Source organism: Methylobacterium sp. WL18 (genome assembly GCF_008040015.1).
GTDB lineage: Bacteria > Pseudomonadota > Alphaproteobacteria > Rhizobiales > Beijerinckiaceae > Methylobacterium > Methylobacterium mesophilicum.
In genome coordinates this window covers 1-26,354 of the sequence record NZ_VRVD01000022.1, presented here as the reverse complement: position 1 = coordinate 26,354, position 26,354 = coordinate 1, and the positions used below count along the sequence as shown (strand labels likewise).

General features: G+C 65.2%; 41 protein-coding genes, 2 tRNA genes and 2 pseudogenes. 30 read left to right on the top strand and 15 right to left on the bottom strand.

The window, feature by feature from the left end; translation table 11 throughout:
• The first annotated feature begins 260 nt into the window (after window positions 1-260).
• The 5 genes from FV228_RS04470 to FV228_RS04455 are packed head-to-tail and all read left to right on the top strand — an operon-like array spanning window position 261 to window position 1,747.
• A complete protein-coding gene (locus FV228_RS04470) occupies window positions 261-467 on the top strand; it encodes a hypothetical protein (RefSeq protein WP_147853483.1) in 207 nt (68 codons plus the stop codon).
• Entirely contained in the window at window positions 464-946 is a 483-nt protein-coding gene (locus FV228_RS04465) for a hypothetical protein (RefSeq protein ID WP_147853482.1), read from the top strand. Before FV228_RS04470 ends, FV228_RS04465 begins: the two co-directional genes overlap by 4 nt.
• The gene (locus FV228_RS04460; protein ID WP_147853481.1) at window positions 943-1,287 is read left to right on the top strand and encodes a hypothetical protein; all 345 of its coding nucleotides are present in this window, start codon (window positions 943-945) and stop codon (window positions 1,285-1,287) included. The genes FV228_RS04465 and FV228_RS04460 overlap by 4 nt, the downstream gene beginning before the upstream one ends.
• Window positions 1,284-1,442, top strand: a complete 159-nt coding sequence (locus FV228_RS32920; RefSeq protein ID WP_187274739.1) for a hypothetical protein — start codon at window positions 1,284-1,286, stop codon at window positions 1,440-1,442. The genes FV228_RS04460 and FV228_RS32920 overlap by 4 nt, the downstream gene beginning before the upstream one ends.
• Window positions 1,442-1,747, top strand: a complete 306-nt coding sequence (locus FV228_RS04455) for a hypothetical protein (protein ID WP_147853480.1) — start codon at window positions 1,442-1,444, stop codon at window positions 1,745-1,747. The genes FV228_RS32920 and FV228_RS04455 overlap by 1 nt, the downstream gene beginning before the upstream one ends.
• On the opposite strand, the gene FV228_RS04450 is transcribed toward FV228_RS04455, so the two are convergent.
• Window positions 1,718-2,002, bottom strand: coding sequence for a helix-turn-helix transcriptional regulator (locus tag FV228_RS04450; protein ID WP_147853479.1), 285 nt, complete (start codon window positions 2,000-2,002; stop codon window positions 1,718-1,720). The genes FV228_RS04455 and FV228_RS04450 overlap by 30 nt on opposite strands.
• A 169-nt stretch (window positions 2,003-2,171) precedes the next feature.
• Here FV228_RS04450 and FV228_RS04445 point away from each other — a divergent pair, with 169 nt between their 5' ends.
• Window positions 2,172-2,360, top strand: coding sequence for a hypothetical protein (locus FV228_RS04445; protein ID WP_147853478.1), 189 nt, complete (start codon window positions 2,172-2,174; stop codon window positions 2,358-2,360).
• Window positions 2,360-3,178, top strand: coding sequence for a phage regulatory protein/antirepressor Ant (locus tag FV228_RS04440; protein ID WP_147853477.1), 819 nt, complete (start codon window positions 2,360-2,362; stop codon window positions 3,176-3,178). Before FV228_RS04445 ends, FV228_RS04440 begins: the two co-directional genes overlap by 1 nt.
• A gap of 74 nt (window positions 3,179-3,252) precedes the next feature.
• Here the strand turns inward: FV228_RS04440 and FV228_RS04435 are convergent, their stop codons facing one another.
• The 7 genes from FV228_RS04435 to FV228_RS04405 form a co-directional block, all read right to left on the bottom strand.
• Window positions 3,253-3,645: a hypothetical protein gene (locus tag FV228_RS04435; RefSeq protein ID WP_147853476.1), complete on the bottom strand. Its 393-nt coding sequence runs from the start codon at window positions 3,643-3,645 to the stop codon at window positions 3,253-3,255.
• Between the two features lie 15 nt (window positions 3,646-3,660).
• Window positions 3,661-3,990 carry a hypothetical protein gene (locus FV228_RS04430; protein ID WP_147853475.1) on the bottom strand — a complete coding sequence of 110 codons (330 nt, stop codon included), beginning with the start codon at window positions 3,988-3,990 and terminating at the stop codon, window positions 3,661-3,663.
• A complete protein-coding gene (locus FV228_RS04425; RefSeq protein WP_147853474.1) occupies window positions 3,966-4,196 on the bottom strand; it encodes a hypothetical protein in 231 nt (76 codons plus the stop codon). Before FV228_RS04425 ends, FV228_RS04430 begins: the two co-directional genes overlap by 25 nt.
• On the bottom strand, window positions 4,183-4,425 hold the full coding sequence (locus tag FV228_RS04420) for a hypothetical protein (protein ID WP_147853473.1): 243 nt from the start codon (window positions 4,423-4,425) through the stop codon (window positions 4,183-4,185). Before FV228_RS04420 ends, FV228_RS04425 begins: the two co-directional genes overlap by 14 nt.
• A 9-nt stretch (window positions 4,426-4,434) precedes the next feature.
• Window positions 4,435-6,012 (bottom strand): AAA family ATPase, encoded by a 1,578-nt coding sequence (locus tag FV228_RS04415; RefSeq protein WP_187277630.1) that lies wholly within the window; start codon window positions 6,010-6,012, stop codon window positions 4,435-4,437.
• A 103-nt stretch (window positions 6,013-6,115) separates the two neighbouring features.
• Entirely contained in the window at window positions 6,116-6,634 is a 519-nt protein-coding gene (locus FV228_RS04410; RefSeq protein ID WP_147853471.1) for a hypothetical protein, read from the bottom strand.
• A gap of 66 nt (window positions 6,635-6,700) precedes the next feature.
• The gene (locus FV228_RS04405; protein WP_147853470.1) at window positions 6,701-7,321 is read right to left on the bottom strand and encodes a hypothetical protein; all 621 of its coding nucleotides are present in this window, start codon (window positions 7,319-7,321) and stop codon (window positions 6,701-6,703) included.
• Between the two features lie 455 nt (window positions 7,322-7,776).
• Here FV228_RS04405 and FV228_RS04400 point away from each other — a divergent pair, with 455 nt between their 5' ends.
• The 7 genes from FV228_RS04400 to FV228_RS04370 all read left to right on the top strand — a co-directional run bounded on the left by FV228_RS04400 (window position 7,777) and on the right by FV228_RS04370 (window position 11,729).
• Window positions 7,777-8,106, top strand: coding sequence for a hypothetical protein (locus FV228_RS04400; protein ID WP_147853469.1), 330 nt, complete (start codon window positions 7,777-7,779; stop codon window positions 8,104-8,106).
• Entirely contained in the window at window positions 8,103-8,552 is a 450-nt protein-coding gene (locus tag FV228_RS04395) for a hypothetical protein (protein WP_210247781.1), read from the top strand. The genes FV228_RS04400 and FV228_RS04395 overlap by 4 nt, the downstream gene beginning before the upstream one ends.
• A gap of 2 nt (window positions 8,553-8,554) precedes the next feature.
• Entirely contained in the window at window positions 8,555-9,700 is a 1,146-nt protein-coding gene (locus FV228_RS04390; RefSeq protein WP_147853467.1) for an RNA ligase, read from the top strand.
• A 354-nt stretch (window positions 9,701-10,054) separates the two neighbouring features.
• Window positions 10,055-10,564: a hypothetical protein gene (locus FV228_RS04385; RefSeq protein ID WP_147853466.1), complete on the top strand. Its 510-nt coding sequence runs from the start codon at window positions 10,055-10,057 to the stop codon at window positions 10,562-10,564.
• Window positions 10,565-10,728: 164 nt separating this feature from the next.
• Window positions 10,729-11,139: a hypothetical protein gene (locus tag FV228_RS04380; RefSeq protein WP_147853465.1), complete on the top strand. Its 411-nt coding sequence runs from the start codon at window positions 10,729-10,731 to the stop codon at window positions 11,137-11,139.
• Entirely contained in the window at window positions 11,136-11,363 is a 228-nt protein-coding gene (locus FV228_RS04375) for a hypothetical protein (protein WP_147853464.1), read from the top strand. The genes FV228_RS04380 and FV228_RS04375 overlap by 4 nt, the downstream gene beginning before the upstream one ends.
• A gap of 48 nt (window positions 11,364-11,411) precedes the next feature.
• On the top strand, window positions 11,412-11,729 hold the full coding sequence (locus tag FV228_RS04370; RefSeq protein WP_147853463.1) for a hypothetical protein: 318 nt from the start codon (window positions 11,412-11,414) through the stop codon (window positions 11,727-11,729).
• Here FV228_RS04370 and FV228_RS04365 read toward each other — a convergent pair.
• Window positions 11,726-12,379: a hypothetical protein gene (locus FV228_RS04365; RefSeq protein ID WP_147853462.1), complete on the bottom strand. Its 654-nt coding sequence runs from the start codon at window positions 12,377-12,379 to the stop codon at window positions 11,726-11,728. The genes FV228_RS04370 and FV228_RS04365 overlap by 4 nt on opposite strands.
• Window positions 12,380-12,587: 208 nt before the next feature.
• On the opposite strand from FV228_RS04365, the gene FV228_RS04360 reads away from it, so the two are divergent.
• Window positions 12,588-12,911 (top strand): hypothetical protein, encoded by a 324-nt coding sequence (locus tag FV228_RS04360; protein ID WP_147853461.1) that lies wholly within the window; start codon window positions 12,588-12,590, stop codon window positions 12,909-12,911.
• 109 nt (window positions 12,912-13,020) lie between these two features.
• Here FV228_RS04360 and FV228_RS04355 read toward each other — a convergent pair.
• Together FV228_RS04355 and FV228_RS04350 are read right to left on the bottom strand one after the other, a co-directional pair.
• Window positions 13,021-13,094, bottom strand: a tRNA-Gly gene (locus tag FV228_RS04355).
• Between the two features lie 22 nt (window positions 13,095-13,116).
• Window positions 13,117-14,340, bottom strand: a complete 1,224-nt coding sequence (locus FV228_RS04350) for a site-specific integrase (protein ID WP_246693823.1) — start codon at window positions 14,338-14,340, stop codon at window positions 13,117-13,119.
• Between the two features lie 98 nt (window positions 14,341-14,438).
• Here FV228_RS04350 and FV228_RS04345 point away from each other — a divergent pair, with 98 nt between their 5' ends.
• The 10 genes from FV228_RS04345 (at window position 14,439) to FV228_RS04295 (ending at window position 20,987) form a co-directional block, all read left to right on the top strand.
• Complete coding sequence (locus tag FV228_RS04345) at window positions 14,439-14,981, top strand: hypothetical protein (RefSeq protein WP_147853460.1); 543 nt, start codon at window positions 14,439-14,441, stop codon at window positions 14,979-14,981.
• Window position 14,982: 1 nt separating this feature from the next.
• Window positions 14,983-15,207, top strand: coding sequence for a helix-turn-helix domain-containing protein (locus FV228_RS04340; RefSeq protein WP_147853459.1), 225 nt, complete (start codon window positions 14,983-14,985; stop codon window positions 15,205-15,207).
• A gap of 121 nt (window positions 15,208-15,328) precedes the next feature.
• The gene (locus tag FV228_RS04335; protein WP_147853458.1) at window positions 15,329-15,511 is read left to right on the top strand and encodes a hypothetical protein; all 183 of its coding nucleotides are present in this window, start codon (window positions 15,329-15,331) and stop codon (window positions 15,509-15,511) included.
• A 141-nt stretch (window positions 15,512-15,652) separates the two neighbouring features.
• Window positions 15,653-15,871 (top strand): helix-turn-helix domain-containing protein, encoded by a 219-nt coding sequence (locus FV228_RS04330; RefSeq protein WP_147853457.1) that lies wholly within the window; start codon window positions 15,653-15,655, stop codon window positions 15,869-15,871.
• Window positions 15,872-15,944: 73 nt separating this feature from the next.
• Window positions 15,945-16,424 carry a hypothetical protein gene (locus FV228_RS04325; RefSeq protein ID WP_147853456.1) on the top strand — a complete coding sequence of 160 codons (480 nt, stop codon included), beginning with the start codon at window positions 15,945-15,947 and terminating at the stop codon, window positions 16,422-16,424.
• Window positions 16,424-18,124, top strand: a complete 1,701-nt coding sequence (locus FV228_RS04320; protein WP_147853455.1) for a DUF3987 domain-containing protein — start codon at window positions 16,424-16,426, stop codon at window positions 18,122-18,124. Before FV228_RS04325 ends, FV228_RS04320 begins: the two co-directional genes overlap by 1 nt.
• A 741-nt stretch (window positions 18,125-18,865) precedes the next feature.
• On the top strand, window positions 18,866-19,276 hold the full coding sequence (locus tag FV228_RS04315) for a hypothetical protein (RefSeq protein WP_147853454.1): 411 nt from the start codon (window positions 18,866-18,868) through the stop codon (window positions 19,274-19,276).
• A gap of 407 nt (window positions 19,277-19,683) precedes the next feature.
• Complete coding sequence (locus FV228_RS04305; protein ID WP_147853452.1) at window positions 19,684-19,980, top strand: hypothetical protein; 297 nt, start codon at window positions 19,684-19,686, stop codon at window positions 19,978-19,980.
• Entirely contained in the window at window positions 19,977-20,585 is a 609-nt protein-coding gene (locus tag FV228_RS04300) for a hypothetical protein (protein ID WP_147853451.1), read from the top strand. Before FV228_RS04305 ends, FV228_RS04300 begins: the two co-directional genes overlap by 4 nt.
• Before the next feature lie 18 nt (window positions 20,586-20,603).
• Window positions 20,604-20,987, top strand: a complete 384-nt coding sequence (locus tag FV228_RS04295; protein WP_147853450.1) for a hypothetical protein — start codon at window positions 20,604-20,606, stop codon at window positions 20,985-20,987.
• Window positions 20,988-21,151: 164 nt separating this feature from the next.
• On the opposite strand, the gene FV228_RS04290 is transcribed toward FV228_RS04295, so the two are convergent.
• On the bottom strand, window positions 21,152-21,385 hold the full coding sequence (locus tag FV228_RS04290) for a hypothetical protein (protein WP_147853449.1): 234 nt from the start codon (window positions 21,383-21,385) through the stop codon (window positions 21,152-21,154).
• 83 nt (window positions 21,386-21,468) lie between these two features.
• Window positions 21,469-22,458 carry a transporter gene (locus FV228_RS04285; RefSeq protein WP_147853484.1) on the bottom strand — a complete coding sequence of 330 codons (990 nt, stop codon included), beginning with the start codon at window positions 22,456-22,458 and terminating at the stop codon, window positions 21,469-21,471.
• 323 nt (window positions 22,459-22,781) lie between these two features.
• Here FV228_RS04285 and FV228_RS04280 point away from each other — a divergent pair.
• The 4 genes and pseudogenes from FV228_RS04280 to FV228_RS04265 form a co-directional block, all read left to right on the top strand.
• Window positions 22,782-23,064, top strand: a pseudogene (locus FV228_RS04280) (SOS response-associated peptidase family protein); the annotation flags it as partial.
• 760 nt (window positions 23,065-23,824) lie between these two features.
• Window positions 23,825-24,130: a hypothetical protein gene (locus FV228_RS04275; protein ID WP_147853448.1), complete on the top strand. Its 306-nt coding sequence runs from the start codon at window positions 23,825-23,827 to the stop codon at window positions 24,128-24,130.
• Window positions 24,131-24,187: 57 nt separating this feature from the next.
• Window positions 24,188-24,372 (top strand): annotated as a pseudogene (locus tag FV228_RS34065) (SOS response-associated peptidase); the annotation flags it as partial.
• 68 nt (window positions 24,373-24,440) lie between these two features.
• On the top strand, window positions 24,441-24,833 hold the full coding sequence (locus FV228_RS04265; RefSeq protein ID WP_147853447.1) for a hypothetical protein: 393 nt from the start codon (window positions 24,441-24,443) through the stop codon (window positions 24,831-24,833).
• Between the two features lie 159 nt (window positions 24,834-24,992).
• On the opposite strand, the gene FV228_RS04260 is transcribed toward FV228_RS04265, so the two are convergent.
• Window positions 24,993-25,069: transfer RNA gene (locus FV228_RS04260), tRNA-Gly, on the bottom strand.
• Between the two features lie 191 nt (window positions 25,070-25,260).
• Window positions 25,261-25,596, bottom strand: a complete 336-nt coding sequence (locus FV228_RS04255) for a flagellar protein FlaG (RefSeq protein ID WP_147853446.1) — start codon at window positions 25,594-25,596, stop codon at window positions 25,261-25,263.
• A gap of 239 nt (window positions 25,597-25,835) precedes the next feature.
• Here FV228_RS04255 and FV228_RS04250 point away from each other — a divergent pair.
• Window positions 25,836-26,354: hypothetical protein (locus tag FV228_RS04250; RefSeq protein WP_147853445.1), on the top strand; the 519-nt coding region annotated here is incomplete at its 3' end.

Genomic DNA, 26,354 nt, shown 5'->3' with positions numbered 1-26,354 from the left:
CTCATGGGCGCCACCCGCATGCCTTGGCCCCGAACTCGTTGTGAGCGAGGACCTCCCGCTGGCGGGCCGGCGTCATGGCTTGGATCTCGGAGCGAGAGGGACGCTGGGGCCGGGCGCATCCGAAAGGCCGGGCGCGACGAGGCCATGGCGCGGGTCGACCGCGCCAATGCCGAAGCCCGCACCGAGCGGGCGCGGATCGACCGGGACGTCGCTTCCCAGTCCGACGCCGAGGTCACCCGGCGACTGGAAAGGTGGTCCCGATGAAGCCCGTCGTCCTCGCCGCGGTTCTCGCGGCCGCCCTTGCCGGGTGCGTCACCTCCGGCGGCAGCCCCGGAGGCTCGTTCTGCGAGACCGCCCGGCCCCAGCGTCCCTCTCGCTCCGAGATCCAAGCCATGACGCCGGCCCGCCAGCGGGAGGTCCTCGCTCACAACGAGTTCGGGGCCAAGGCATGCGGGTGGCGCCCATGAGATCGATCCGAAGCGTCCCGACCGTGTTCACGCCGAGCCGTGACCTGGAGTGGCACTGCGCCGGCACGGACGCGCTGATCGCGATCCTGCTGGCGCTGCCGGGCAAGACGTTCGCGACCGGCGCCATCTTCGACCGGTTCGCCGCCATCATGCCGGAGAGCGAATGGGCCGTCCTGATCGGGGGCGTCGCCATCGTCCGCATCGCCGCGCTGGCGATCAACGGCCACTGGCGACGGACCCCGTTACTCAGGACCATCACCGCGCTGATCGGGGCGACGCTCCACGCCTACATCGCGGTGCTGTTCTGGGTGCCATCGGTCGGGGCCTTCGGGATCGGCGCCGCCTTCTCGGCCGCCCTGGCCGTCTCGGACATCCGCTCAGCCTTCCGCGCCGGCCGAGACATCGTCGTCGCCGGGCGGGTCTTCAAGATGATGCAGGCGGCGCCCCCGGCTCCACTGCCGAGGAGCTTCGCCCCGTGAGCACCATCCTGTCTGGCGTCCTCACCGCCTTGGAGCCCTGGAAGGGGCTGATCGCCAGCGTGGCCGGCTTCGGGGCGGCCCTGCTCGGCATCCTCGGCGGCATCATCAAGCAGCGCCGGGCCTCCGACACCACCACCATGGAGCCGCCCCTGTCCGCCCAGCGGACCATGGGGCGCATGCATCCCGATGACCGCGACGCGATCTCGGACGTGCGGTCATGCATCGGGGACCTGCGGGAATCCGTGGAGGACCTGACCCGCATCACCCGGCAGAACACGAAGGCGACCGAGGACAATACGGACGCCATGAACCGGCTCCCCCCGGGCGGGAGGCGTCGGTGAGCAAGGGCGACGTCGCCTTCCTCCTCACCCTGGCGGGCATGCTCCGGGCCGGCATCCTCGCCGACCCGATCCCCGAGTACCGGCCGCGGGACTTGCGCTGGTGGCCCCCGTTCGACTGGGACGCGTACCTCGGCATCAGTCGGCTGGCCGCCTGATGAGCTACCGCCGGGAACGCCTGCTCAACGACGATGAGGTGGAGGCCGGGATCGCGGCCGCCGGTTCCCTCGCGGCCTACGCCAAGCTGAAGGGCGTCACGCCCGGCCTGGTGAGCAATCGCCTCTCGCGGATTCGATACGACCGGGGCGAGCCCTCGGCTTGGAACGTCTCCTGGGACGACAAGCTGAAATTTCAGCCCACCCGCGCCGCAGTCCTGAAGCTGCTCGCATCCCATGGCGTCGAGGCCTGCAAGGCCCGGTGGGGCGAGCCACCTTCATACCTGCTCAAGCGCGCCCGATCCTGAGGGGTCTGCGTCCGGTGCAGACCCTTCCGCGGCGAGGCAGACGCCGGGCCCGCGGTCATCCGTGGCGGCGAGGAAGATGACGCCGTGCTCCTCCAGGGCCCGCTCCATCGCGGCGAGGTTCGGCGCGAACGGCGTCCTCAACCCGAGCTCGAACTTCGCGATGGTGCCTTGGCTGACGCCCGACCACTCGGCGAGGTCGCTCTGCTTGATGCCGAGGAGGGCGCGTGCGGCGCGGATCTGACTATTCGTGACCATGCGTTACACCATGCCTTCCCGGACTTCCCGTGGCAAGGTTGATTTTTATATTCCCATGCCTCACATTGTGGTTAACGCAGATTCACCACGAGGGCATTCGGTGTCGGCCGGGCAGAGAGGGTCCAACGCCTCTCACATCCCGGCCTGACCCTCGACGACGGAGCGACCCGTGTCCAAGGCTGAGACGACCGATACCACTCCCGACGATGACCTGCATGCCATGCTGCAGGCGTGCCGCCTCATGACGGTGGACGAGCAGTCCGCCTACCTCGCCGAGTGCCTCTGGCAGGAGCGAGCCAAGGTGGCCGCACGCCGGGCCGCGCTGGCGACCTCCATCCGGCTGCGGGGGATGCACTGATGAGCGCCCTCGTCACGTCGACCGATCCCATCGTCAGCGTCATCGACGGACAGGTCCGGGCCGACAGCCGGGAACTGGCGAAGGTGTTCGGCAAGCGGCACGCCGACGTCCTCCGGGCCATCGATGGCCTGATGAAGACCCTGCCCGGCGCATGTGAACGCAGTTTTGCGTTTACATCGGCGCCGACCCGGATGCCCAACGGCGGCGTCCGGCAGGAGCGCTACTGCCTCATGGACAGGGACGGCTTCACCCTGGCGGTGATGGGGTTCAACGGCAGCGCGGCCACGATCTGGAAGGTGGGCTACATCTCGGCCTTCAACGCCATGGAGGAGGAGCTTCGCCGCCGCCAGCCGCCGCCGTTCGACCCGAACGACCCGGCCTCCCTGCGTGTCGTCCTGCTCGGGTACGCCGAAGCGAACCTCGCCCTCAAGGCCGAGAACGCCCAGATCTCCCAGGCCCTGACGGTGTCGGAATCGGCGCTCGCCACGGCCGCCCCGAAGGTCGAGTTCTTCGACCGGTTCGCCAACGCCGACGGGCACTACGGCCTGCAGAACGCCGCCCGGTCCATCGGCGCCCCGCCCAAGGCATTCGTCGACTGGCTGAAGGGGACCTACCTGTTTTACCAGGGGCGCGAGCTCATGCCTAAGGCGGCCTTCGTCAAGATGGCGATCTTCACCGTCCATCCGTTCCTCGACGGCGACGTCGCCCGGGCCCAGACCTTCGTCACGCCCTACGGCCTCCAGTACCTCGCCAAGAAGTGGCAGAGGCACACGATGATGCCCGAGGGGCCGCGGGACCTGTTCGGGAACGCCGCGTAACTAAAGCGTAGTCGAAGCCTGATCACTACACATGGGGCCTGTTTCCATTGAGGAAACAGGCCCTTACCTTTTGGTCAGTCGCCCGTCGAGAACGTCGCCTGCCCGCCCGCGCAGATCGTCTTCCCGTACCACGTCATGACCGCCCCTTCCTCCAAGGCCACGCACCAGGACCCCAGGTCACCGGCGTCCCCGCACCACGCGTCCTGGCGGAACAAGGCCTTACCCCTTCGGCGGACGACGATGGCATCCCGGGGAGCCCGCACGTCGGTGACCTGGCACATCACCTCGACGTCATCGCGGCCGGCCTTGGCGTTCTGGGAGACCGACATCCCCGTGGTGTGCGTGAAGGGCCCGTGTGCCTCCGTCGTCTCGACATACCACCGCGGCTGGGACCATGGACCCTCGTCGGCGACCGCGGCCGCGCCGGCGAGCAGGAACAGGAGGGATGAGACGACGACGTGGAGCATGACGGTATCCCCGGATCAAAGGACGGCCCAGCACGAGCCGTCTGGGAGGAAGGAGGCGACGGCGGCCGCGCGGATCGGGCTGCCATCGGGAAGCGTGAAATCTGTCGACCGGTAGGGGCAGAAGCGCACCTGCAGCGCGCCGTTGGGGAGGCCGGATTCGGATGGGACGCCCCGGGCGTAGGCGATGACTTCGCGGGCCTGCCGCAGCCGAATCCGACGCACGCCCGGGAGGGAGACGATGAACGCGACGTCCCGGAGAACCAGCGCGGGGACGTGGCCGACGACCCGATTTTTGACGCGGACGGACCAGCAGGCTCGGGTCAAATTTCGGTAGACGTCGGGCATCGGGCGCCCTCCATCTCCTCGGCCAGGACCTGCGCCCGGGCCGCGACCGCCTCGGCCCGCTCCGGACGGATCAGGCCGTCCGCATCGAGCCGGGCGACCTTCAGGACGTAGAGCCGGGCCCGGCGGGGACGGAGCCGGCATTCCCGACCGGGCACCCAGGCCGCGCGAATCCGCGCTGCCGCCGTCGCGAGGTCACCGCGGTTCATGGCGATCCTCCGGAAGCTGCGGGAGTGCGAGCGCCAGCGTCACGGCGCGATTGGCCGCCACGAGGGCCTCGACGCCGGTGAGGACATGCTCGTCTGCGAGCCGCGTGACGTGCAGGACGTAGGCCTCCATCCCGTGGGCGACTTGAGCGTGGAGACGTCCCGAGGCGCGGTGCGCCCTGAGGATCTCCAAGAAGTAGTCGAGGACGGGGGCGTGGGAGCGATGCCGCATGATCGCCCCCTAGTTGGCCTGGCCGAGGTCGCGACCGTCCACGGCAACTTCCACGAGTTGCTGCAGGACGCGGACGCTGCCTCCGGACCAGTGCGAGCCGATCATTTCGAGCTCGTCGGGCGTCAGGTCGGGGAGCCACACCGCATCGAGGCCGCGCTCGACCCGGAGTTCGGCAACGATGGCCCGGGCCAGGACCGGCAGGGACCGCGCCGTCGGCATCGGCATCTCGAAGACCCGGAATCTGGACAGGAGCGCCGGATCGAGACCGTCCACCGTGTTCGCCGTAGCGACGTACGAGACCGCCGACAGATCCACGGGGCATTCCAAGTAGGGGTCCTGGTACGCCCGGGCGGTCTCCCGCTCCGTCAGCCCGAGGACGCCGTCGGTGAGCTTGCCGTTGTCGGTGCGGGTGCCGGCGCGTGCGATCTCGTCGAGGACGATCAGCACCGAGGCGGCGCCCGCGCGACGGATCGCCTGGAGCGGGACGGATGCGCGACCCGTACTCCACATTCGACTGGTTCCGATGATCGAGGAGTCGCTGACCCCCGAGCACGCGTAGACCGTGACGGCGAGCCCGAGCTCTTCCCCGATCCGGCGGGCGAGGCGGCTCTTGCCCGAACCCGGCGCCCCGACGAGCAGGAAGGGCGACAGGTAGGCAAACTGCCGTCCCGCGATGGGCGCCAGCACCGCGTCGATGATCCGCTCGCAGTCCGGGAACTCCCGCACGAGCCTCCTCTTCACTCGGGCGAGATCGGGAACCACGACCAGGGGGAGGCGCTTGCCCGCCATCGGGGCCCACTCGGCCCGGGCCGTCGTACCGACGCTGCCGCCGGGGCGGCCCTCGCCACCGGTGGCGGACCCGGGAAGGTGGTCGACGGACGCCAACACCAAGAGCGACGGTCCGGCGTCGATACGTGCGGCCTCGATGGCGCGGAGGCCGGACGCGGCCTTGGCCTCCTTCGCCCATGCCGGCTCGGGCTGCGGGAGCGTGCCCGTGAAGGCCTGCCTGCCGAGTTCGATGCATTGAAGGGCGAAACCGGATGGCATGCCGGTAGGGCGCTTGCCCTCGAAGCGCCAACTCTCGCCGGCGTAGAGGCTCGCGCCGATGGCGCCGTACAGCAGGTCGTCCTGGTCGGGCTCACGCTCGCGTGCATGGCGCCATGCGAGATCGACGTACGCCATGCGGGCGACGCCCTCGCCGAGGTCGGCGAGCAGAAGCGTGACCAGATCCAGCATCTCCTGTTCCTGGCGGTCGTGGAACGAGAGATCGAGATCGGCATCGATGGCGGACTGCACGCCCACAGTCCGCCTGAGGACGAGCCACGCCTCATAGATCGCGGTGATGAACCGGCCCTCCTTGGCGGCCTCATCCGGCCTGATCGAGAGGGCGGCGATAGCCGACTTCCAGAGGGAGACGACGAGCTCGTGGAAAAGCGGCGAGTCCGCGCACTGTCGGATCAGCTCGGCCCGGCCGGCGCTGAAAATTCCCGGGACGGTCGAGAGGATCTCGGCCTGAAGCTGGCGGGCATGACTGCCGCGATGGATGGGGGTGCCGCGGAGCAGCGCGCGCAGAGACGGCGCGCCCACCCCGTTTCGGGGGGACTGTCGCATGATCGGGATTCCTGGTCCGGGCCGCCGGTGAAGACCGACGGCAGGTGGGCGAGACTAGAGGTCGTGTCTTAAGGTTCGGTTACGCGCCCCGGGCGGCGGCCGCCTTTTCGCGCTCGCGTCGGGCGTAGGCGACCATCTCGTCGGCGGTCTTCGACAGGCTCGCCATGAACGCAAGTGGATCGGTGATCTCCCCGATCCGGTCCCGTTTCTCCTCATCGGAAAATGGACCGACATCGCGGTACACCATGGCGGCGCCCTGCAGGATGAAGCCCAGCGCCCGGGCATGACGATGCTCGGATGCCCTGCCCAGCAAGACTAGGACCCACGGCGGCAGGCCCCACTGCCTGATCCTGTCGCGGTTGCACGTCCGCGCGTTCAGGCCGGTGACCAAAGCCAGCGGTTTCGACCACTCGCCCCCAAGGACCTGCGCGGCCGCGTAGTCGACGGCGTCGATCATGGCCTCGGCGATATCGCCGTGCTGCAGGGCCCGCCCGTCCACGTGAGCGGTCCGGCCGACATAGTAGAGTGGGAATCCGTCGAGCGTGCCGACGGCTATCCCCTCGGCCTGATCGGGCACGGATTTCAGGATGATCTTCATGGGTCCTCCGAACGGAAAAGGGGCGAGCCTCATGGCCCGCCCCGGAATGCTCATCGTCCAATCGGATCAGGCGGCGACGTCCAGCCGGGACTCGATGCAGATCGAGAAGTCGGGCGCATTCTCGTCCCTGACGATGACCCGCTCGGCATCCCAGGAGATGAGACTGCCCACGTCGACAGGTGCAGGGCCGAAGGTCGGCACCTCGCCGCTGCCGGTATCATACAGCCACTTGCTCAGGCCGTCGGCGCCGAAGTACCGGCGGACCAACAGAAGTTCGGCGTAGACCTCATCGAGGCTGGAAGCGCGCCGGACGCGATCCTGGGCGATGATCGTGCACTGGGCGTTGTAGTTTTCGAGCATGCGCCGCGTCTGCATGGCGTCGGCCGCCGCGACGAGCGGTCCCCGGTCGAGCCCGTTCAACTCGGCGATCTCATCGACCTTCCAGGAATCCATGACCTCGTTCTCGATGCCCTCCTCGACGATGTCCCGCACGATGTCGTCGGCCGTGACGCGAGAGATGACGAGCTCGTCCCGAGCCTCCTCGACGGATTTGCCGAGGGTGGCGGCGAGCTCGGCGTAATCCCTGTAGCCGGCGGCCTTGGCGAAGAGGTCGAGGGCCTCCTCCTCGGTGGCGACGGCGTAGATGCTGCCGTAGGCCGGCGTGTCGATCCGGATGTAAGTGTTCATTGTGGGTCCCTCGTATCCACCGCGCCGGTTCATCCAACGCGCTAGTGTGCCTGTTATAAACAGGCACGGTGCGGACGCAAGACCTAGAACGACGAAGGCCCCGGCGGATGCCAGGGCCTGTCGAAGGTGTGCCCCCCGTGATTGGGGGAAGGAAACTGTGAACCCGGGGGACTAGCCCACGACTTAAACAAAGGGTTGCCCCCCTGCCGGCGGGGGGGACGTAAAACCATGGGCGCGGTGAACTGCGCTTGCGAGGTTTGCCCCCGTTGCCGGGGATGAAGGTGAGCAAAGAGCTTGTTTCGTTCGAAGTCAACGAGGTTCGCTCCCCGAATCGACGGATGGGTGTATTTTCTGGGGATACGCCACGCGGCGTTCGGGTCTGCCGGTGTGGGCCGAGATGAAGGGGGTCCCGGCCAGGTGCGGGGACCCCCTTCGGATTCCTGAGGGGGGAAGCCATGAAGCTGTCGGAAGTCACGCTCGCCAACGACCTGGTTAAGCGCCGTCGCGATTGGGTCACAGCATACGTCGACATCGGGCGCGAGACGTCGATTGGGCCTGGCAACAGCTACGGCCCCTTCGGAGGGGCGCTGACCCTGTTCGGGTACCGGTTCGACGACAAGATGGTCGAGGCCGTCCGCCGGGCCATGCGCGCCGAGCTTCGCACCAGGATCGCCGATCTCGATCAGGAACTCGCCGCTCTCGGTGTCGAGGTCGACGGCATCGAGATCACCATCGCTTCCGAGGAGGCCAAGTGCCCGCCTCAGCGCGTCGAGGAGGCAGCGTGATGGGCAGGACCTGGCTCAAGCCGCACTACGTGGCTTCCGATCTCGATCCCGTTACGAAAGCGGTCCTGCCCGGTTCGATGCCGCCCGGCATGTACGTCGAGGACGCGGCGACCTTCGACCAGATCCTCGCCGATCCCAAGGTCGGCAAGATCGAGCGCGCCTTCAACGCCCCGGCCGACAACAGCCGTCCCCGGGCATGGCCGCCCGTGAAGGTCGCGGGCATCCGGCTCCGCGTCGCCACCGAGTCCGAGCTCGCGGTGCTGCGCGGCGTGACGACCACGACGCCCCCGCCGCCGGCCGAGGGCCTGACGCCCGACGAGCTCAAGACCTGGGGCAAGATCGCCGACCGCATCCGGCGCGGGAAGGTCACCCCGAACGCGATGCGGATTCCCCCGGGCATCAACCGTGCGGCCAAGCGCGCCGCCGCGGCGAAGGGGAGGTCCTGATCATGCGGACGATCATCCACCCCGCCCGTGCCATGGCCTTCAACGACCTGATCGACGGCCTGGAGAAAGCGCGGGCCGCCGGCTTCGTCAGCCGGAAGATGTGCCGGGCGACCGGGCTACTCATCTACTGCTACACGCAGCGCTGCGTGTACGACCACGGCTGGGACCGGTACTCGCTGCTCGCCCGCGGCCTGATCGTGGACTACGACGCCGGCGCCGTCGTCGCGACGCCGTTCCCGAAGTTCTTCAACCTCGGCGAGCGGGGCGCCGTCGTCCCGGATCTGCCGTTCGAGGCGTTCGAGAAGCTCGACGGCTCCCTGATCATCGCCTTCCACCACGCTGGCTCCGGCCGGTGGCGCACCGCGACCAAGGGGGCATTCGATTCCTCCCAGGCTGTGTGGGCGCAGGCGCGTCTTGACGCGATGGACACCTCGGCCCTGGTGCCCGGGACGACCTACCTGTTCGAGGCCATCTACCCGGAGAACGTCATCGTCGTCCGGTACCCGGAGGCGGGCCTGTCGCTGCTGGCAGCCTACGACGCGTCCGGGCGCGAGGTGCCCTTCGCCGAGCTCATGGATCTCGGGGAGGCGAGCCACTTCGCCTTCAAGGTCGTCCAGCGCCATGCGTTCATATCCCTCGCGGAGATGATCACCACGGTCGTGGCGTTGCCCCGGGATAAGGAAGGCTTCGTCATCCGCTTCGCCGACGGCACCAGGGTCAAGGTGAAGGGCGACGAGTACAAGCGCCTCCACGGCGTGATCAGCCGCTGCACGCCCCTGGCGGTGTGGGACGTCATGGCCGCCGGCGGGGATCTCGAAGAGATGCGCCGGGACCTGCCCGAGGAATTCTGGGCGGACTTCGATCAGATCGCCGTCGTCCTGCAGGCCCGGTACCTCAAGCTGATCTCGGGCGTGAGCCTTGCCGCGGAGTTGGCTGCCGGCCTCTCGGATAAGGAGCTGGGTCTGCGCCTGTCCGAGGTGCCCGACCCGATCCGCCCGTTCCTCTTTCCCTTCCGCAAGGCCACCACCGACGAGGCCCGGGAGAAGCTACGGCTGGCCATGCTTCGGACGATCCGGCCGAACGGGAACCTGCTGGACGGATACGTTCCGTCCTACGCGATCAACAACGCTCTCGATGAGGCCGCCTGACCATGCCCGTCTTCGAGGTCACCTCCCGCATTACCCGACGCTCTCTCATGAACCGCACGAAGGACGAGCTCGCCCACCAGGTGATGGAGCTCCTCTGCGAGCTCGACATAGAGCGGGCCCGACACGCCGCGGATGCCAAGGCGCTGCGGGCGGTCATCCAACACGTTCGGCCCGGGGCGAACATCGTCCGCGTGGATGAGCCCACGACCGGACACCACCGCTACGAGCTCTGGACGAATCTGACGCCGAAGCCAGCCGGACACGCTGAGTTCCTGTCCGAGGTTCGGGGCGTGGCTTGGACAGATGGATCTGAGCGCACCCGAGATACCGCCCTACCAGCAGTGTGGTCCGCGCATGGCTGAGCGCACCACGCATTCCTACCGGGTCAAGACCACCGACTGGCATACCCTGGCCGGTCGCGGTCGCGGCGTTCTCGTCAAGGCGACTTGGGATCGGCACAAGATCGGAGACGTCGTCCTGATCTACACCCAAGGTGTCGGTGAGGCATCGCATCTTGAGGCCGCGGAACACTGGAAGGTCATCGGGAAGGAGGGCTCTGTGGGCGCCTCGCTGACCGCCCTGATAGTCCGCCGGGCGAAGCTGGAGGAGGTGCTTCCGCCCGAGCTTGATCCCACGACCATGACCGAGCCGGAGCGGATGAAGGAGGCCTCCAGGCAGGTCTACGAGATCCTCAGCGACCTTGCCGGCGTCGTCGGTATGGAGAGGAACGCGGTCAACCAGTTTCGGGAGAAGGTCCGCCGCCTGAAGGCCACCATCGTCGGCATCGAGTTCGAGCCGGATTGCGACCACCGCTGGGATTGGCCCGACGGCACAGCCCGGCATGGGAGGCCACCTGCAGCATGACCTACGCATGGAGCATGACGGACGGGGATCATGCGGACGACGGCTACACGGCCGACGATCTCCAACCGCACGGATGGTCCCCCGGGGGGTACGTCGGCACCTGCAAGGTATGCGGCGGGAGGGCCTTTGGAGCGAAGCGCGTCCGGTGCTGCCGTTCCTGCGCGGTGAGGGCCCTGGAGGCCGAGCGCGCCAAGCCGCCTGTCGTCGAGCGGCGGGAGTTCTGGTGGATCACCTCGGAACGGTGGGGCCACCCGAACCAGACTCCGGCCGAGATCATCTTCAGGGATGACGTCGCGTCTCAGGTCTTCGCCGTCGGCGCCGACGAGATCTACCGGGCCGAGGATTGCGTGCTGATCGAGCGGATGATTCCGCCCGGGCGCGCCCTGACCGTCGACGCCATCCACCAGGCGTTCAAGGCATCCGCCAAGCACGACACCCTCTATTTCGGTGACCTGCAGGAGGAAGAACAGGACGAGGATCTCAACCCGACCGGCCGGGCATTCACGCTGATCGACGGCTACGTCGACCTGCAGCGCGTCGCCGAGATCCTCCAGGGCAAGGAGAATCAGGCATGATGCTCGCCAACATCATCGAGGGACTCGGCATCCTGGCAAAGCACTTCACTGAGCTCGCGGACTACAAGTCCGGGTCCGATCAGTACCAGTTCAACGTCTGCGCCACCGACACGCCACTCACGACGGATGAGGTGGCGCGGATGGATGATTTGGGCTGGTTCCAGCCGGACGCGGAAGAGGATGAGGCATACGACCCGAGCCAGGGATGGTCGTTCTTCACATGACGCTGAGCAACGCGTCACCGAGATCCTGAACCGAGGGGAGCCCTGAGCATGACGAATCGCGAGATAACCACCAACGGGTGGACCGTCGACGACCATCGGCGAGCCGAGCAGATCCGAACGGACCGCGGCATGGCGCGAACGGTCATCTTCGACAAGGTCGACCCTGAACCGTGGAAGGGTGCTCTGACGCCGGGGATCGCGGCCCTGACCGTCGAATGGAACGCGGTGCAGGCCGCTACCCTGACGCCCGATCAGCAGCGTGCCGTCAATCGCGGGGCGCACCTCGCGGTCTTCGGCACGGAGCCGCCGGCCGGGGAGCCAATCGATTTCCGAAAGGCGTTCCCCGGCGGGGTCATCGTGCTCTAGGCCTCGGGCGCGCCGTGCGGGTGGAACCGCCGCCAGTTGATGTGAGCCCGGGGCGCGTCCGTGCCCGCCTTGTAGAGCTCTTCCCGCCGCTGGTTGAGCGCCTCGATGGCCGCCCGTGCCTTCTCGTGCGCCTGCACGGATTCCTTCAGGCCCCACAGCATTTCGTCCGTGATGCCCGAGGCCTCCTCGAACAGGCCGCGGATACGGGCGTCGTCTTCCCTCGTTCGGCACAGACCGTCGATCAGCGAACCCCACTCACCGGACGTGCACCGTTCATCCGTGCGGAACTCGGCCAGGTCCTCGACCAGGACCTTCATGTCCTCCTGGGTCGGTTTCCGCCCGCCGCCGCAGCCGGAGCTCATGCCGCAATTTCCCAGGCTGTCATGCCAGGCGGACAGATTGGTCCTCTCTCCGTCGGCCAAGATCATCTCGCGCCTGAGGTGGGCGCGGTCATCGGCGGTCAGATGCTCGACGACGTAGTCCCCGACGTAACGGAGCGAGGTACGCTCCCTGATACCGGATCGGGACATCCAGGGCGCGCTGCCCCACGACGGATGGGGCATGCGGTCGAGCGCGTCCTTCAATCGCCGCATCTCGATCCCGCGCCGCAGGAGGTCCGACGGTGTCGAGACCGCCCGCCGGCACTCCATGATCTGTGCATCCCGCTCGACTTGCCAGGGCTGCCTGCTCTCGGATGATGTCCAATACGAATAAAAATTCTCCTCCCAGAAAGGAGGTCGCATGGAGATCGGCACGCAGGGGTAAAGTGACATGGCACCCTGGATAGGGGGCAATGATTACGTGGAGGTAAGATCCTACGGTTACTCGAAATGGAATCCGTCCCCGGAGGCCATCACAGTGAACGACACCGAAATCCCGGACTCGACTTGGCTCGCCAAGATCCTGGAAAGCAGCCGCCTCGGGGGCGATCCCGAGCGGGATCATGCCGGCGTCGACGCGGTGTTCGCGGTCTGGCTGACCGGTGACGCCCAGGAAACCGTGAACGCGCGCATGGTCCGCGGCCGGGCCATCGTCCCGGGCCGGCCGGGGATCTCGATGTCGGCCGAGGCGGTCACGGAGGCCGCGCAGGCCATCGACATGCAGCTGGAGATAGGCGACGCGATGGACGACGGCCCGTCCGTGCCGGCCGCGTGGCGGGCGTTCATCGCCGAGGCGGGATGAGAGGGCGACCAGCCTCATAAGGGCGGCCCAACAGGGCTGCGGCTGGTATCAAACTGGTATCACCGCCCGTCGGGGCTTAGCGTTAACCAGCTAAGTGCTTGAAGGTAAATGGAGCGGGCGGCGGGAATCGAACCCGCATATTCAGCTTGGGAAGCTGACGTTCTACCACTGAACTACGCCCGCGGACACGAACAATCACAGCAACTTAGCGGCTAAGGGCTTGAGGCCCGATGTCGCCGTGTGCCGTTTGTGTGCCAACGGGACTTAGCAGGCCCGCCGCGATCACGTCAAAGGCATTTTTATGGGTCTCGCTCGGAAAGAGGTGTCCGTAGCGATCCATCGTCATTTCGAGGGACGAATGACCCGCGAAGGTTTGAACGGCCTTCGGCGACAGGCCGGCTTCGATCCAGGTCGAAATTGCGAAATGCCGAAGGGAGTGCCACCGGATCGACGTGACCCCGGTCGAAAGGCACAGCGGCCGAAACAACCGATGCATCTGGTTGTCGTGATTGACGTATCCCCCGCGACCGTTGGGGAACACGAGATCACCCGCCTTCGAGAAGCGAGATTTAAGGCGCCATGCCTTCAGGATTCGGCCGAGATCCGCACCGAGAGGGACGGTTCGCACGCCCGCATCGCTTTTTGTCGTCCCTTCCGTCTTGAACCGGTCAACACGCGTCTCGACGATGATCTCGCTTGCCGTGAAGTCGATATGCCGCCAGCGGAGCGCCCATAGCTCTCCGGCCCGGAGGCCGGTTGCCGCGGCGAAGAGGATTACGCGCCGGAAATCCTCGTCGGCCGCCACGAGCATGGCTTGCAAGTCGGCTTTTGATGGGGGCACGACCTTCTTCGATCCCTGGTCTCGACGGGCAATGACCTCGATTTTCTGCGCCGCGTTGACGGCGATAAGGTCGGTTGCGACGGCGTGGCCTAGGACGCGGGAAAGAGCGCCGAGCACCTTGCGTGTGAGCGGGACCGAGACCCCGGCGGCTCGCAGGCGGTCACGAAAGGCCCGCACCTTCGAAGCTGTGAGATGGGCGAGCTTCATACCGCCGACCCCATACTCGACATGCAAGACATGGTTGCGGATCAGTCCTTCGACGGTCTCGAAGTGATGCCGCGTCATCCTCTCGCCGCGCTCCATACGCCCGCGGCACTCCGCGAGGTACTGATCGACAACGGTGCCGATCGCGACCTTGTCAGCCTCAGGCCTGAACGTCCCGGCTCGCACTTGCCCCTCGGCCTCGACGCGGAAGGCGTCGGCCTCTCGCTTCGTATCGAACTGACGCCTCTGCCGAGCGCCTGAGGCGTCGGCGAAGTCGACAGACCATGCCGTGCGCCTTTCGCCTTTCGAGGTCGCCCATGATCGTTTTCTGACGCTTGCCATTGTGTCCGCTCCGTCATTCGAGCGCGGCAGCACCGCACCCATTCGGAATATGTTCGAATGGAGCTTGACAGGCAAGCTCATTCGGAAATATTAACAATGAACGGAACGAAAAGAACGGAAGCCGAAGCGTGGCGAGCCCAATGAAGCTGATCGAGAGCGTCGCCGACGCGCTCGGCGTCGACGTTGCGACCGTCGTCACGCACGATCGAAACCTTCTGAATGCCGGTCTAAGAACGAAAGGAGGGCGAGGGCGAGCGGCGGCGCGAATGACACCCAACGACGCCGCAAACCTTATCATCGCGGTCGCTAGTGCCGATCAGGTGCAGAACAGTGTCGTTGCCGTTGAGAATTTCGCAAGCCTCAGTTTCGATCCGATCAGATCGTCTAGCCGCGAAATACCCGGTCTTTCTACGAAGCACACATTCGGCGAGTTTTTAGCTGAGTTTATCGAAGGATTTCGAAGCGGAGATCTGGCCGGTGCGTCGAATATCGAATTGGAGTTCAAATTGACTAGACCGCTGTGCGAAGCTGAAATCATAGGGGTTTTCGACGGGTCACAGTGGAAGCTCAAATATAGCAGACCCTTGCAAAAGGGCTGTGACCCGCCGGGTTGCGAACTGAGTATCACCGCCACCTTCACGCACCGGACGCCGTGGCAGGTTGGCGAAGCCTTGAGGATGTAGAATGCAGACCGAAGACGCCCCCGCGGCACTTGCCGGCGATATGATCGAAGGCGCTGGCCCGATCGCAAAGTTCCTTTTCGGCGCGCAAGACGCGAAAGCGCGCCGGAAGATCTACCACATCATCGAGCATCACGACTTCCCTTCGTTCAAGATCGGCGGAAAGATCTTCGCGCGGCGCACGGCGATCTTGGCGTGGGTCGCCGAGAAAGAACGGCACGCGGCCTAGACTATCGCCGGGGGCGTGCTTCGACTCCCCCGGCATTCGTCCCGAACATCAACGTATCATCATGCCCGAGTATCCCGCCGGGTGCCATGCGGACGCACGCAAGTGCGACGAAGGAGATCTCATGTCCGAAATCCAGAGCGCGGCCTTAAAACTCGCCGACTATTTGGAGTCGGCCAGCGATACCGACGCCGTTACGATCGGATTGACCGACGCGGCCCTTACCGCGAAGGCACTTCGTGCGTATGCGGCGGCGATCCGTGACGGGGCCGTTCAGCAAGACGATTATCGAAGTAACGCGCCGTAAAGCTGCGTCTCTTTCCGATGAATTTCAGCAGACCGGACAAAAATTGTCCGGTCTTTTTTATTAGCTGAATGACTTTACGCTTGACCTAAATAACTCGGCCCACGATTATGACCACACACGCACTTCAGTGGAATAACCGACATGATCAAAGCTTATCGGGTTTCCGATCTCGTCGCGGAGGGACTGATTTGTCGCTCGACGATCTACAATCTAATCCGGCGGGGCGACTTGCGCGCGAAGAAGATTGGCCGTGCGACAGTCGTTACGGCCGATGACTGGCAGGCGATGCTTGATCGCGCGCCGGTTGCTCAGCTTGGCGCCCGCCGCCCCGAGCAGCCGGACAGCGGTTCGGCCGCCTAGCGCAAACGAACAAAGGCCCAAGCGCTTCCGACGCTCGGGCCTTCGAGGAACTAAATCAACAGTTGGTGGAGCTATGAATAACCTTTCCGAGACGGCCGAGCAAGACCTTTTCGTCACCTATTCCGAAGAGCCTCGGGAGGACAGTGACGAGGCTCTAGAGCGGACCCGCCCCCTTCTCTCGGGTGACGCTGAGATATTCTCGAAATCCCCGAACGCGGCTTACATCATCCGGGAGTGGATGCCGGTCGACGATCGGAATGGTTTCGAGATGGCGAACCTCAGTGACATGTGGGGTATCGTGATCGTGTTCCCGAATGGGTTTCACGTTCATTGCTGGTACGCGATCCCTCTATACGGCGAGAGCCCGAAGTTACTGCCTTGCTTTCGCGCGATGAAGCTCGCGAAAGCGGTCTTGAATAACTACTCGGAGCTTGCGGCCTTCCGCTCTCGGTCCGGCTTCTACGTCGCCGAAAGCGTGAGGCACTACGGGCTTAAGAGCGATCCGCGGCGCCTTGAGAGCGCCCGGCGCGGTCGGCGGCAGGGAGCCCACTGATGGACGCCAACTTCGCCCCGAATAACGCTCCCCCCGGCCCGGCGCCGATGAGCAACTGGCCGACGGAACGCGAAGAGTCATCCCACGCGTTCCCCGAGCCGTGCTTTAGCCTCGCGGAGGATCGCATCCGCGGATACCTCGACAGCCTTTGCACCGCGAGCGACCTTCTCGACACGGTGGCGGGGTGCGCCGTCAATTGCGCACGGCATTCGGATCACCCGATCCCGGCGATTCTCGATCATCTCGCTGCCACGGCTGGGCTATCTCAGTCCGAACTTCGCTCGAAGGGCGATGCCGGGCGCGAGACGCGCCGCGATCTGATCCAACGCGAGATGGAGCAAGCCCGGCGGAAGCTGCGGGAAGCGGGCATTCAGGCGGACCCCGCGCCGGTCCCCGCGGCAGTTGGTGACGATGATAGCGACGAGCCCCAAGGGGTTGGCCCCCTGAGTTGCGATATCCGGCTCGCCGATCTCACGAGGCCGCCGGGTCTCGTGGGTAAGATTGTCGACTGGATCGAGGACTCGGCAGAATACCCATCCCGTGAACTCGCGCTGGGGGCCGCGCTCGGATGGGTTGCGACCCTCGCTGGGCGGGGCTTCGAGACGCCGAGCAGGGCGCGCACGAACCTCTACATGGTCTCGCTTGCCCCGTCGGGTTTCGGCAAGGATTATGGCGGCTCATGCATCATGAGCTTGGCCCATCAAGTTGGGCTCGATCGCTTCATCGGCCCTGACCGCTTCATGTCGGCGTCAGGCTTGCGCAACAGCCTCGTCGACCAACCGTCGCTGCTCTCGATCCAAGACGAGTTCGGGGGGATCATCCGGCAGATCGACGGGCCGAAGGCCGGGGCGCACGATCAGATGATCCGCGTCGACATGCTTAAGCTGTTCTCGCGGGCGAAGGACTTCTATGCCGGGGCGGCCTACGCGGCGTCCGCGGCCGTGAAGCTCTTCAACCCCAATCTGTCGATCTATGGCATGTCGACGCCAGACGATTTTTGGTCGGCGCTCTCGTCGGCGCGCACCGCCGACGGCTTCCTTCCCCGCTTCCTTCTCTTCAACGTCGAAGGCGCGAAGCCTGAACGTGTCAGGCCGGCACAGTCGAGCGGCAAGGCCCCCGCTTGTCTCGTCGAAGCGTCACGGGCGATCTATCAAGCCGTGTATGGGTCCGGGAACCTCGCGGGGGCCTTCAACGGGACGTTCCCGCAGGATGCGCGCGTGGTCGCTCTATCGGCCGACGCCGAGGCCGTCCTAGGGTGTTTAGAAGCCAAAATCCGGGTTGCAGAAGATCGGGCCGATAATCGGCAGATCCCAATTCTGAACCGCACCCGCGAGCACGCCCTGAAACTCGCCCTCACGATCGCGGTCGGTCTAAATCCGGCAGAACCTGAGATCGATGCTGATGCAATGCAGTGGGGGGCCGATCTTGCATGGCTCTCGACATGCGCCCTCGCGGAAGAGATTGATCGGCACGTGGCGGACAATGATCGGCAACGTGACTTCAAGCGCCTCGTCGAGATCGTGCGGAAGGCTGGCGCCAACGGGCTCACCCGGAGCATCCTGATACGGAGGCTCGGCGCAACGATGGATAAGCGGCGCCGCGAGGAACTGATCGAGGAAGCTCAGGACACGAAGCGTATCGAGACGCGGTTCCATCAGCCGAAGGTCGGGCGGCCGAGTGCGCGCTTCTTTGCGTGTTGAGTTTCTTGCAAACGGGGGCGCAGGAAAGGGAGTTTTTTGCACGACCCTATCCGGCGCCACCCCGAGTTTCCTGCCTTTTCGAGCAGTTCGTTGCGAGCCGATTTGCAAGAAACTCCGGACAGTAAGTAGCTGATATATATAGATAATATACATATATAGTTAGTTTATTGCATTTTTTGCGGGCCTCCGCTTTTGATGCCTTTCGGGGGCTGGTCCGGGGCTCTCTTTAGGCGACCGTGCAAAAAAGGCAGAAAACTCCCGACGCTGTTTTCGAACGAGGCTTGCGGGTTGATCGGAAAAGCGATGCTGGCGATCACGACAGAGGAAGAGGGGGCGACATAGCAGTCCTCACTCGAGCCGGTCGGGCGTCCCGTCTCTAAATGCACTGAAGCGGTCGCGATCAAGCTCGACGCGCTTGAGGCCACAATCAAGTTGAACGATGTTTCCAGTCGAAGTGTCGAATATGAACCGAAGTTATTGAAATCAAACACTACAGAAAGTGACATTGGGTCCTTTGGCACTATAGTACTACGGGTAACGATCGAGCCCGAAAACTGTCTAGATAAAGTTGAATCAAAGTTCTTATATCGACTCCGAAATCGGCCATTCACGCTCTGCCAGGAATAAAAATCGAAATAAAATGAAGTAAGATGTTCCGTATTATATCTTCGGCTTCATCTCGGAGCGACGGGATGTGAAAACAACCTCGTCAGCCTAGCCGGCGATATCCAAAATCGCTCTATGACGACCCGGAAATACACGCGCCGCAACCCCGCCCCGCCGAAGCGCCGTCCTTCGACGCTTACGATCCCCGAGCGGGCTGGTCCGCACGTCCGCCTGATCTATTCCGAGATGAAGCGGCAAAACCAGACGCTCGACAGGGTCGCCGAAGGTTCCGGGCTGACGCGGGTTTGTCTCAAGGCGTGGCGTACGAAGAATTACCCTAGCCTGACCGGAGCCGAGGCGGCTCTTGGCTTTCTCGGCTTCGAGTTCGTGCCGATCCCCACGGCTCGCGCCTTGCCGCCCGAACTGGTTGAGGCACTCCGTCCCATCGCCGAGCGTCTCGATCTAGCGCTTCCCGCCGCCGTGAGGCTCGTCGCGGAGATCGCATATCGCGATCACCATCTTTCGAACCTGAACAAACCGGCCTGACAACTTCGAGAACAACTCGATCGGCCCTGACCGGCCCACTCCATTCGAGCATCCTCGCTCAGTCCGTCCTGGACCCAAACTTCGCGGGCGCTCTCTCAAGGGGGCGCCCGTTTTTTCTGACTCCGGCAGAGTCGATTCGATCAGCCCTGACAAGCACAGTTAAGCGCGGTCAAATGGCGTCATCGATAACAACCGCCGAGAGGACTGGATATGCCCGAAACGCCGCCCAAAGATTATTGCACCCGCGCCGAGGTCGCCGACCTTCTAGGCGTCAGCGTTACGACTTTGCGCGAGATGGAACGGAAGGGCGAAGGCCCAGCCGTTGTTCGGTTCAGCGAGCGCAAGGCCCTCTATTCGAATGTAGAGCTTGTGAAGTACCTCAAAGCCCGGACCGTCGGGGGTGTCGCGTGAACGCTCTCTCTCCCCGCCCCGCGAAGGCTGGCACGCCGCGCCCGAACCATACCGTCACCCTGGTTTCGAAAGATCTCGCTTGGATCGCGAGTGACCTCGACAAGGCTGCGAAGGCGCTCGCCGGGCGCGAGTTCATCGTCGCCTCGGACGTGGCCGAGCTTCGTCGCCGGATCGCCTCCGCGACCGCCGCCATCGCCAAGGTCTCTGCCGAACTCGCTTCGCCCGCTTCGGGGATGCTCGTTCCCGGCGCATCGAACGATCACGCCGCCGTCGAAGGGGGGCTCCGCTCGTGAATAACCTCATTGCCCGCCTGCTCGGCCGCCGTCAGCCGACTTCCGACGCCCTTGCCGATCAGATCGAGGCTCAGAAGGCCGCCCTGAACGACGCTCAGGCCCGTACGGCGGCCTCGGCCGCCTCTCGGCGCCTTGCCCTCGACGCAGGCGACAACGCCGCCCTGAAGGCCGCTGACGAGACGCGCGACACGGCGCGGCGCGACGCCGAGATCGCCGAGCACGCGATCAAGACCCTCGAAGCGGCCCTCACCGGGGCTCGCGAGACCGAAGAGCGTGACGCGTTCCGGGCCGAGGTCGAAGCCGCTCGTGCGGCTGGCGACGACCTCTCCGAACGCATCCGGGTCGAGTACCCCCGGCTCGCGACCGAACTTGCCGATCTGCTCGCAGCTATCGAGGGGCACAACTCGGCGCGTCGTCGTCTGTCGGCCCGCGGGCGGGAACTCGGCGAGACCGTCGAGATCGAAGAGGTCGAAGCGTTCCGCCGCAAGCCCCGCCTCGGCAGGCATTATCCCGGCCTGGGGTACCGGGATCTAATCGACGCAATCGACAACCTTCCTGGCCTGCATGCCGGCGATGACTCGATCCGTTACGCGGTGTCCCGGTAAGAAGGGGGGAGAACGAGAATGAAGATTTTTTACAACGGGCAGACCGCCAAGCCGCATCCGACCCTGGCCGACTGGTGCCTCTTGCCGGGCGGCGGCGAGACGCTGACGGTGAACGCTCGGAAGTGGGGGATGCTGATCGAGGGCGAGACGCTCCCGTCGGCAAAGCCCCTGCCTAAGCCGGTTGTATCCCTGGCTCCCCCGAAGCCGGTCGTGCCGATGCCGTCGGCAGCGATCCTGGCGGATCGTGCGAGGGCTCTTGAGATCATCTCGCTGGCGACACCGCATGGGGCCTCGGCCGAGGCGAACGAAGCTATCCGGTCGGGCAAGTCCGTCGAGGCGTTCCGAGACGTTCTGGCGGCCCGTTCTATCCTCGACGCGGCTCGGGTCGCGCGCGGCCGGTAGTACTAACTTCGGGGCGGGAGCGGGCGTCGTTCCCCTAGCGCGTGCGCCCCGATCCGCCGGATACGTTTAGCCGTCGATTAGAAGCCCGTGGGGCGGGTTCGCGCGACGACCGCAGGATTTGTCGGCCTCGGCGCCGACGGCGGCTCTCGGGCTTTCAGCAAGCTCTAGCGTTTGGTCCAATCCGCGCGCTTTGACGGTTCTGAACGTTCCTTAGGGCGCTTATCGAACCGAAGCACTTCGATCCATGTCCACTTGCCGCCGCGTAGATCTTCAATCCCGCGAGCATTCAGGGCGTCAGCGATTTCTTTTGGGTCCGAAAGACCCGCCATCCGGATCTCTTGCATCACGAAGGAAATCTGAGCCGCCCGTTCGATTCGATCCCTTCTGTTCTTTTCCATGTGAGGGATCCAACGTCCCGAAATAAAAAATGGCCCGCACTGTTTCCAGCGCGGGCCGTTCGTTTATTGCTGGCGTCTAATGGTCAGTACTTGCGGACCAGGGCCACCGGGGCCGGCGCGGCGGGGGTCGGCGAGTACAGCGGCACGATCAGGCGGAGCCAGCCGTCCGTGGAGTAGTCGCTGCGGGCGCGGCTGAACGGCGTCGCGGCGATCTGCGCGCCGGTGACTACGTCGCGGGCGACGTAGGCCTGCACGGTGAAGACCTTGAAGTCGTAGCCGATCAAGCCGCCGACGGCGAACCGGCCGCGGTTGTTAACAGCCAAGCTGCCCTGGCCGATGTCGAAGTTGTAGGTACCGTAGGCGACCGGGCCGATCTCGAAGTTGCCGAACTTCTTCGTGGCGGTGAGGTCGAAGTTGAGGGAGTCCGAGATGCGAAGCGGACCGATTGCCGCGCCTACCTGACCGCCGAAACGGCCGGGCGAGTCGTAGATGTTGGCGGTCAGGTTGCCGGTGATGTTCCAGCCGTCGCCGGTGTAGCTGCCGGCCACGCCCATGCGATAGGTGTTCGAGGAGAGCTGACCCAGAACTGGCGTGCCAATCACTTGACCATTCACGACGCCGCCGTTGATCGAGCCGCGGCCGGCGTTCAGGTCGTTCAGATACGCGCCGCCGAGCAAGCTCACGCCGAAGTTGTTGCCGAGGTCGAACGCCCAGATGCCGCCGACGAAGGTGCCGACGTTGATCGAGATGTCCTTGTTACGCACGCCAGCCGGGTTGCGGGTGAAGGCGAACACGGTCGGGGGGGCGACGAGCAGCTCGATGCGGCCGCCGAACGGCACAAGCGGGGTCGACCAGACCAGCACCGGGATGTTGACGGCCGTATCGGGATCGTTCCGGCCATCGGTGCGGCGGAAGGTAAAGGTGTTGATCGCGTAGATGCCCTCGGGCAGCGGCGCTCCGATGGCCAGGCCGACCTGCTCGCCGGGAACCGTGGTGGTCTGCGCCTGAGCGATCGTCGAGGTCATGCCGACCGTGAGCGCGACAGCGCCGGCCGCTAGCCAGTTCTTCATCATTTTCTCATTCCTTCCCAAGGTCTCAAGGCGTCCGTCCCGCATTCGGCACTACCCTGCCGGTCTGCTCGCCATTGGCGGCTGCCGACTTCCGGTCTGCCGAGTGCCCCCACGGAGCCCGCCCGTCTCAACGCAGGAAATATCCTACGGTTAGCGAAGGATTGGTAGTCTAAAGGTCGGGAGGAAGTAGCAACCGACCGCCAGGGTGGCAGAAATGCACCATTCTTAGTGCGCCGCACCATGCCCTCGCGGGCTCAAGACGGAGCCTTCACAGCACATAACTGTCGAGCGGTCTCGGCGCCCTTCAGAGTGGTTACCAAACCCTTAAGCAAAGAGGGTGCCTCGCCGGCATTCGGGTCGAGGGTTGGGCCTCTGCGCGGAAGGTATAAAGACGGCGAGCCGACTGCCGATCTGTTCGCCTTCCTGACGACCGAGCCGAACGACGAGGTCGGCGCGGTTCATCCGAAGGCAATGCCGGTGATCCTCACAAAGCCGGAGGAATGGGCGACGTGGCTTTCTGCGCCGTGGCCCGAGGCGAAGTCACTTCAGCGCCCGCTTGCCGACGGGGCGCTGATCGTGGTCGCACGTGGCGAACGGCGGGACGAATAAAAAAAGCGATCAATGCATTGTGCACAACCTTTCCGCGGGCGGCGTGCAAACATATGTTGATCGCGTCCTCCCGAGGGACATCCGCCGGCCCGGCGCAAAAGCCGTCTCAACACCGGTAAGCCGGGTCGGCGGGTCATCGCGAAACTGGTTTGAGGCTGGCGGGGCAACGTCAGGCGCCTTGAGGCCGCCGGTCCGTCGAAGGCGACTCGCTACTGAGGTCGAGACGGAATGTCCGAAGGCGATGCCCATCACCCAGACGACCGACGCGGGCCGCGAGGCGCCATTTTCGGCGCCATGACCCGAGGCGAAGGCAATTCAGCGCCCACTCGCGGACGGACCCCCGATCGTGCTCGTGGGGAGAGCAGCGGGAGGGTTGGCTCAGGGTCGCAAGAATCAAGGTTGGGGCGCATTCAAGTGCAGCACGCCGCCGGGGCGTAATCCAAACAGCCGGATACGTTTAGCCGTCAATTAGAGCCCCGTGGGGCGGCTTCGCGCCATGGCCGCGGGCCGTCATCGCTCTCGGGGCCGTCGGCGGCTCTCGGGCCGTCCTGGGGGGCGATTGGCGCCTCGCTGCTCGGCTTCGGCAAGGCCGTGCTCGCGTTCCCGTTCGTCGCCCTTCGCGTGATCCCTTCGGCGCTAATGATGCTCGTCGCGAGCCCGGTCGGCCTGACGATCGCCGCCCTGCCCCTGTGGATTGTAAAACTCGCATTTCCCCCAATTTTGGGTTGAGTCGTCGCCCGGCGTTTGAGAGTAAACCGCAATGAGCAAGCCCCCTATCAAGACGACTTTCAGTCCACTCGGCCAAGTTATCCGTGCGACCCGCGGCGACCGGCTGCTCGCCTACGCTATCGACATGAGGCCGAGCGGCCCTCGGTCTCAATGGAAGCTCTTCGAAGCCGACAAGACCCCAGCGTTTGTATCAACGAAGTTCGACACGACCTCGCATCTAAACGCCTTACGGATGATCGTGAGCGTCGCCGACAAGTATGAGGCCCGCACGGTCGCCGAGCCTGCTCAGGACGGGCACGAGACTTCCGCCGCTCCCCTCGACGCCTCCAAGGCTTGACCACCGTCCTGGCGGTCCTGCTCGGCCCCCAAGAACTTCCGTATCGTTTGTACCGACCTGACGACTGAGCCGAACGCCGAGGTCTGGCGGTTCACCCGAAGGCGATGCCGGTGATCCTCACAAAGACGGAGGAATGGGCGACGTGGCTTTCTGCGCCGTAGCCCGAGGCGAAGTTGCTTCAGCGCCCGCTTGCCGACGGGGCTCTGATTGTGGTCGCACGGGGCGAACGGCGGGACGGTTGAGGGATAGGCCGTCAATTCTTTCTAGGGAGCCTTGGCCGCCCATGAGATGCTCGACATGACTTGGGCGCGTGCCGGTAGCGGCTGCCCTTTACGGCCTCGCCAAACGATCTATCGTCAGGGGTATGGCCACCCCTGACGATTCCGCGCCGAAGCATCTTCCCCGCGTCCTTTCGAAGACCGCCGCCGCCGCCTACTGCGGAATCAGCGAGAAGGGCTTCGATCATTGGGTGAAGAGTGGCAAGCTCCCTCGCGCAATGAAGGGCACCCGTCGGTGGGACAAGGTCGCAATCGATTATGCGATCGACCTCATGTCCGGCATGTCTCGGGACGCCCCGCCGTCGAGACCGAGCGGCCTTCAGGCTTGGGTCGAGGAGCGCAAGGGGCGGAAGGCCGCCGAGGCGGGACGGCAAGCCGAGATCGACCGGAAGAGCCTCAACCCGCAACGCTGTCGGAAGGACTGATCCCGGCGAAAATCGTGTGCCAATCGTGTGCCACGGAACACGCGGAACGGATCGCACAAATCAGCGTAAAACTTGGTAACCCATTGATCGATATCGTATAATTTACAACGAACTGCGCTGGCCCGGAATAATCCGTGGCGGACGCTAAATATCTCAGATTGCAGGGGAAATTCGCATCCGCGGGCTATATCGGGCCAGCTTGGGAAGCTGACGTTCTACCACTGAACTACGCCCGCGGACACGGCCGGCGCGGTGGTGTCGCGCCCACGAGGCCGGGGCCTCGCGGGTGCTCCGTGCGCCCGTGTACGAGAGCGATCTAGCAGCCCGCCAACGAGTCCGTCAAACGGGGTTTTTCCAGTTTCCGTAAGGCCGCATGTCCGCAGGTCGGACCGCGCCCAGTAAAGCTGCCTCGGCTTGAGCGGGTGGCTCAAGCTATCCGGGACAGGTTCCCCGCGGCGGCGTGCGATTCGCGGGCGGCGTCGTAGGCCCGGTTGCGCAGGGCCGTCTCGCTGGGCAGTTGCTCGACGACGTTGCCGGACCGGGAATCGACCACCTGGAACACGATCGAGCTCGTGTCCGGATCCTGGATGTAGCGCGCCTTGTCGCCGGTTGGGGTGATGTCGAGCTTGACCGCCGGCTCCAGCGGGGCGGTGGCGGCCTGCGCCGGGGTGGTGACCTGGGTGGCGGCCGGGGCGGCCGACGCCGCGAGCGATTCGAGACCCTGCGGCCCCGGCGTCGTCGCGTTGAGCGGACGGATATCCATGGCTGATCTCCTGCGATCCTGTGATCGAGGGATTCAGCGGTTCCGCCGCCTAAGCGTCCGTTAACGGACGCCCCCGGCGCAGGGGATGGTTGCGGGCCAGCCCGAGTCGCGATGAAGATCCCGTTACCGGAACGGCATCATTTTGCGATTCGTCCGGTCCTTGGTCCCGCGTGCCGCGCGGGTGGGGCGATCCGTGCCGCTGTTGCGCCACGGGGCACGGCACGCGTCCGGAGGTATCCATGCGCTGGACCCGAATGGCGATGGCGTTCCTGGTTGCGGCGTCTGCCGAGGCACCAGCGGGCAGCGTGCAGGCGCGACCAGGTTTATCACTCCGGGAGGCGTTCATCCGGCAGCATCGCTGCGCGGTCGTGGCGCGCCTCGACGCGATCCATCGGCGCGGACCCGTCGAAACGTCGCGCGATCGCTTCATCGTCGTGGCGCTGCGCGATCGGCCGATGCACTACGTCCAGTGCATCTTCCAGCCCTTCGACACCGCGATGCTGTGCGAAGCCTCGTCGGGCGCCTACGGGAAAACGGGTTTTCGGCTCCAGGCGCAATCCCAGGCCGCCCTCCGGGCCCTTCAGTATGACCAAGCCGACGGAGGAGCGAATTTCTCGCGCACCGTCATCCTCGGAGATCCTCCCGATGTCGGCATCGCCGCCGAACTGATGCTCGCGGTGCTCTACGATGCCTACGGGGCCGAGCCGGACTCGGCGATCGCGATCACGGCGCCGCGCGGCGGCGGCGCCGGATGCGGC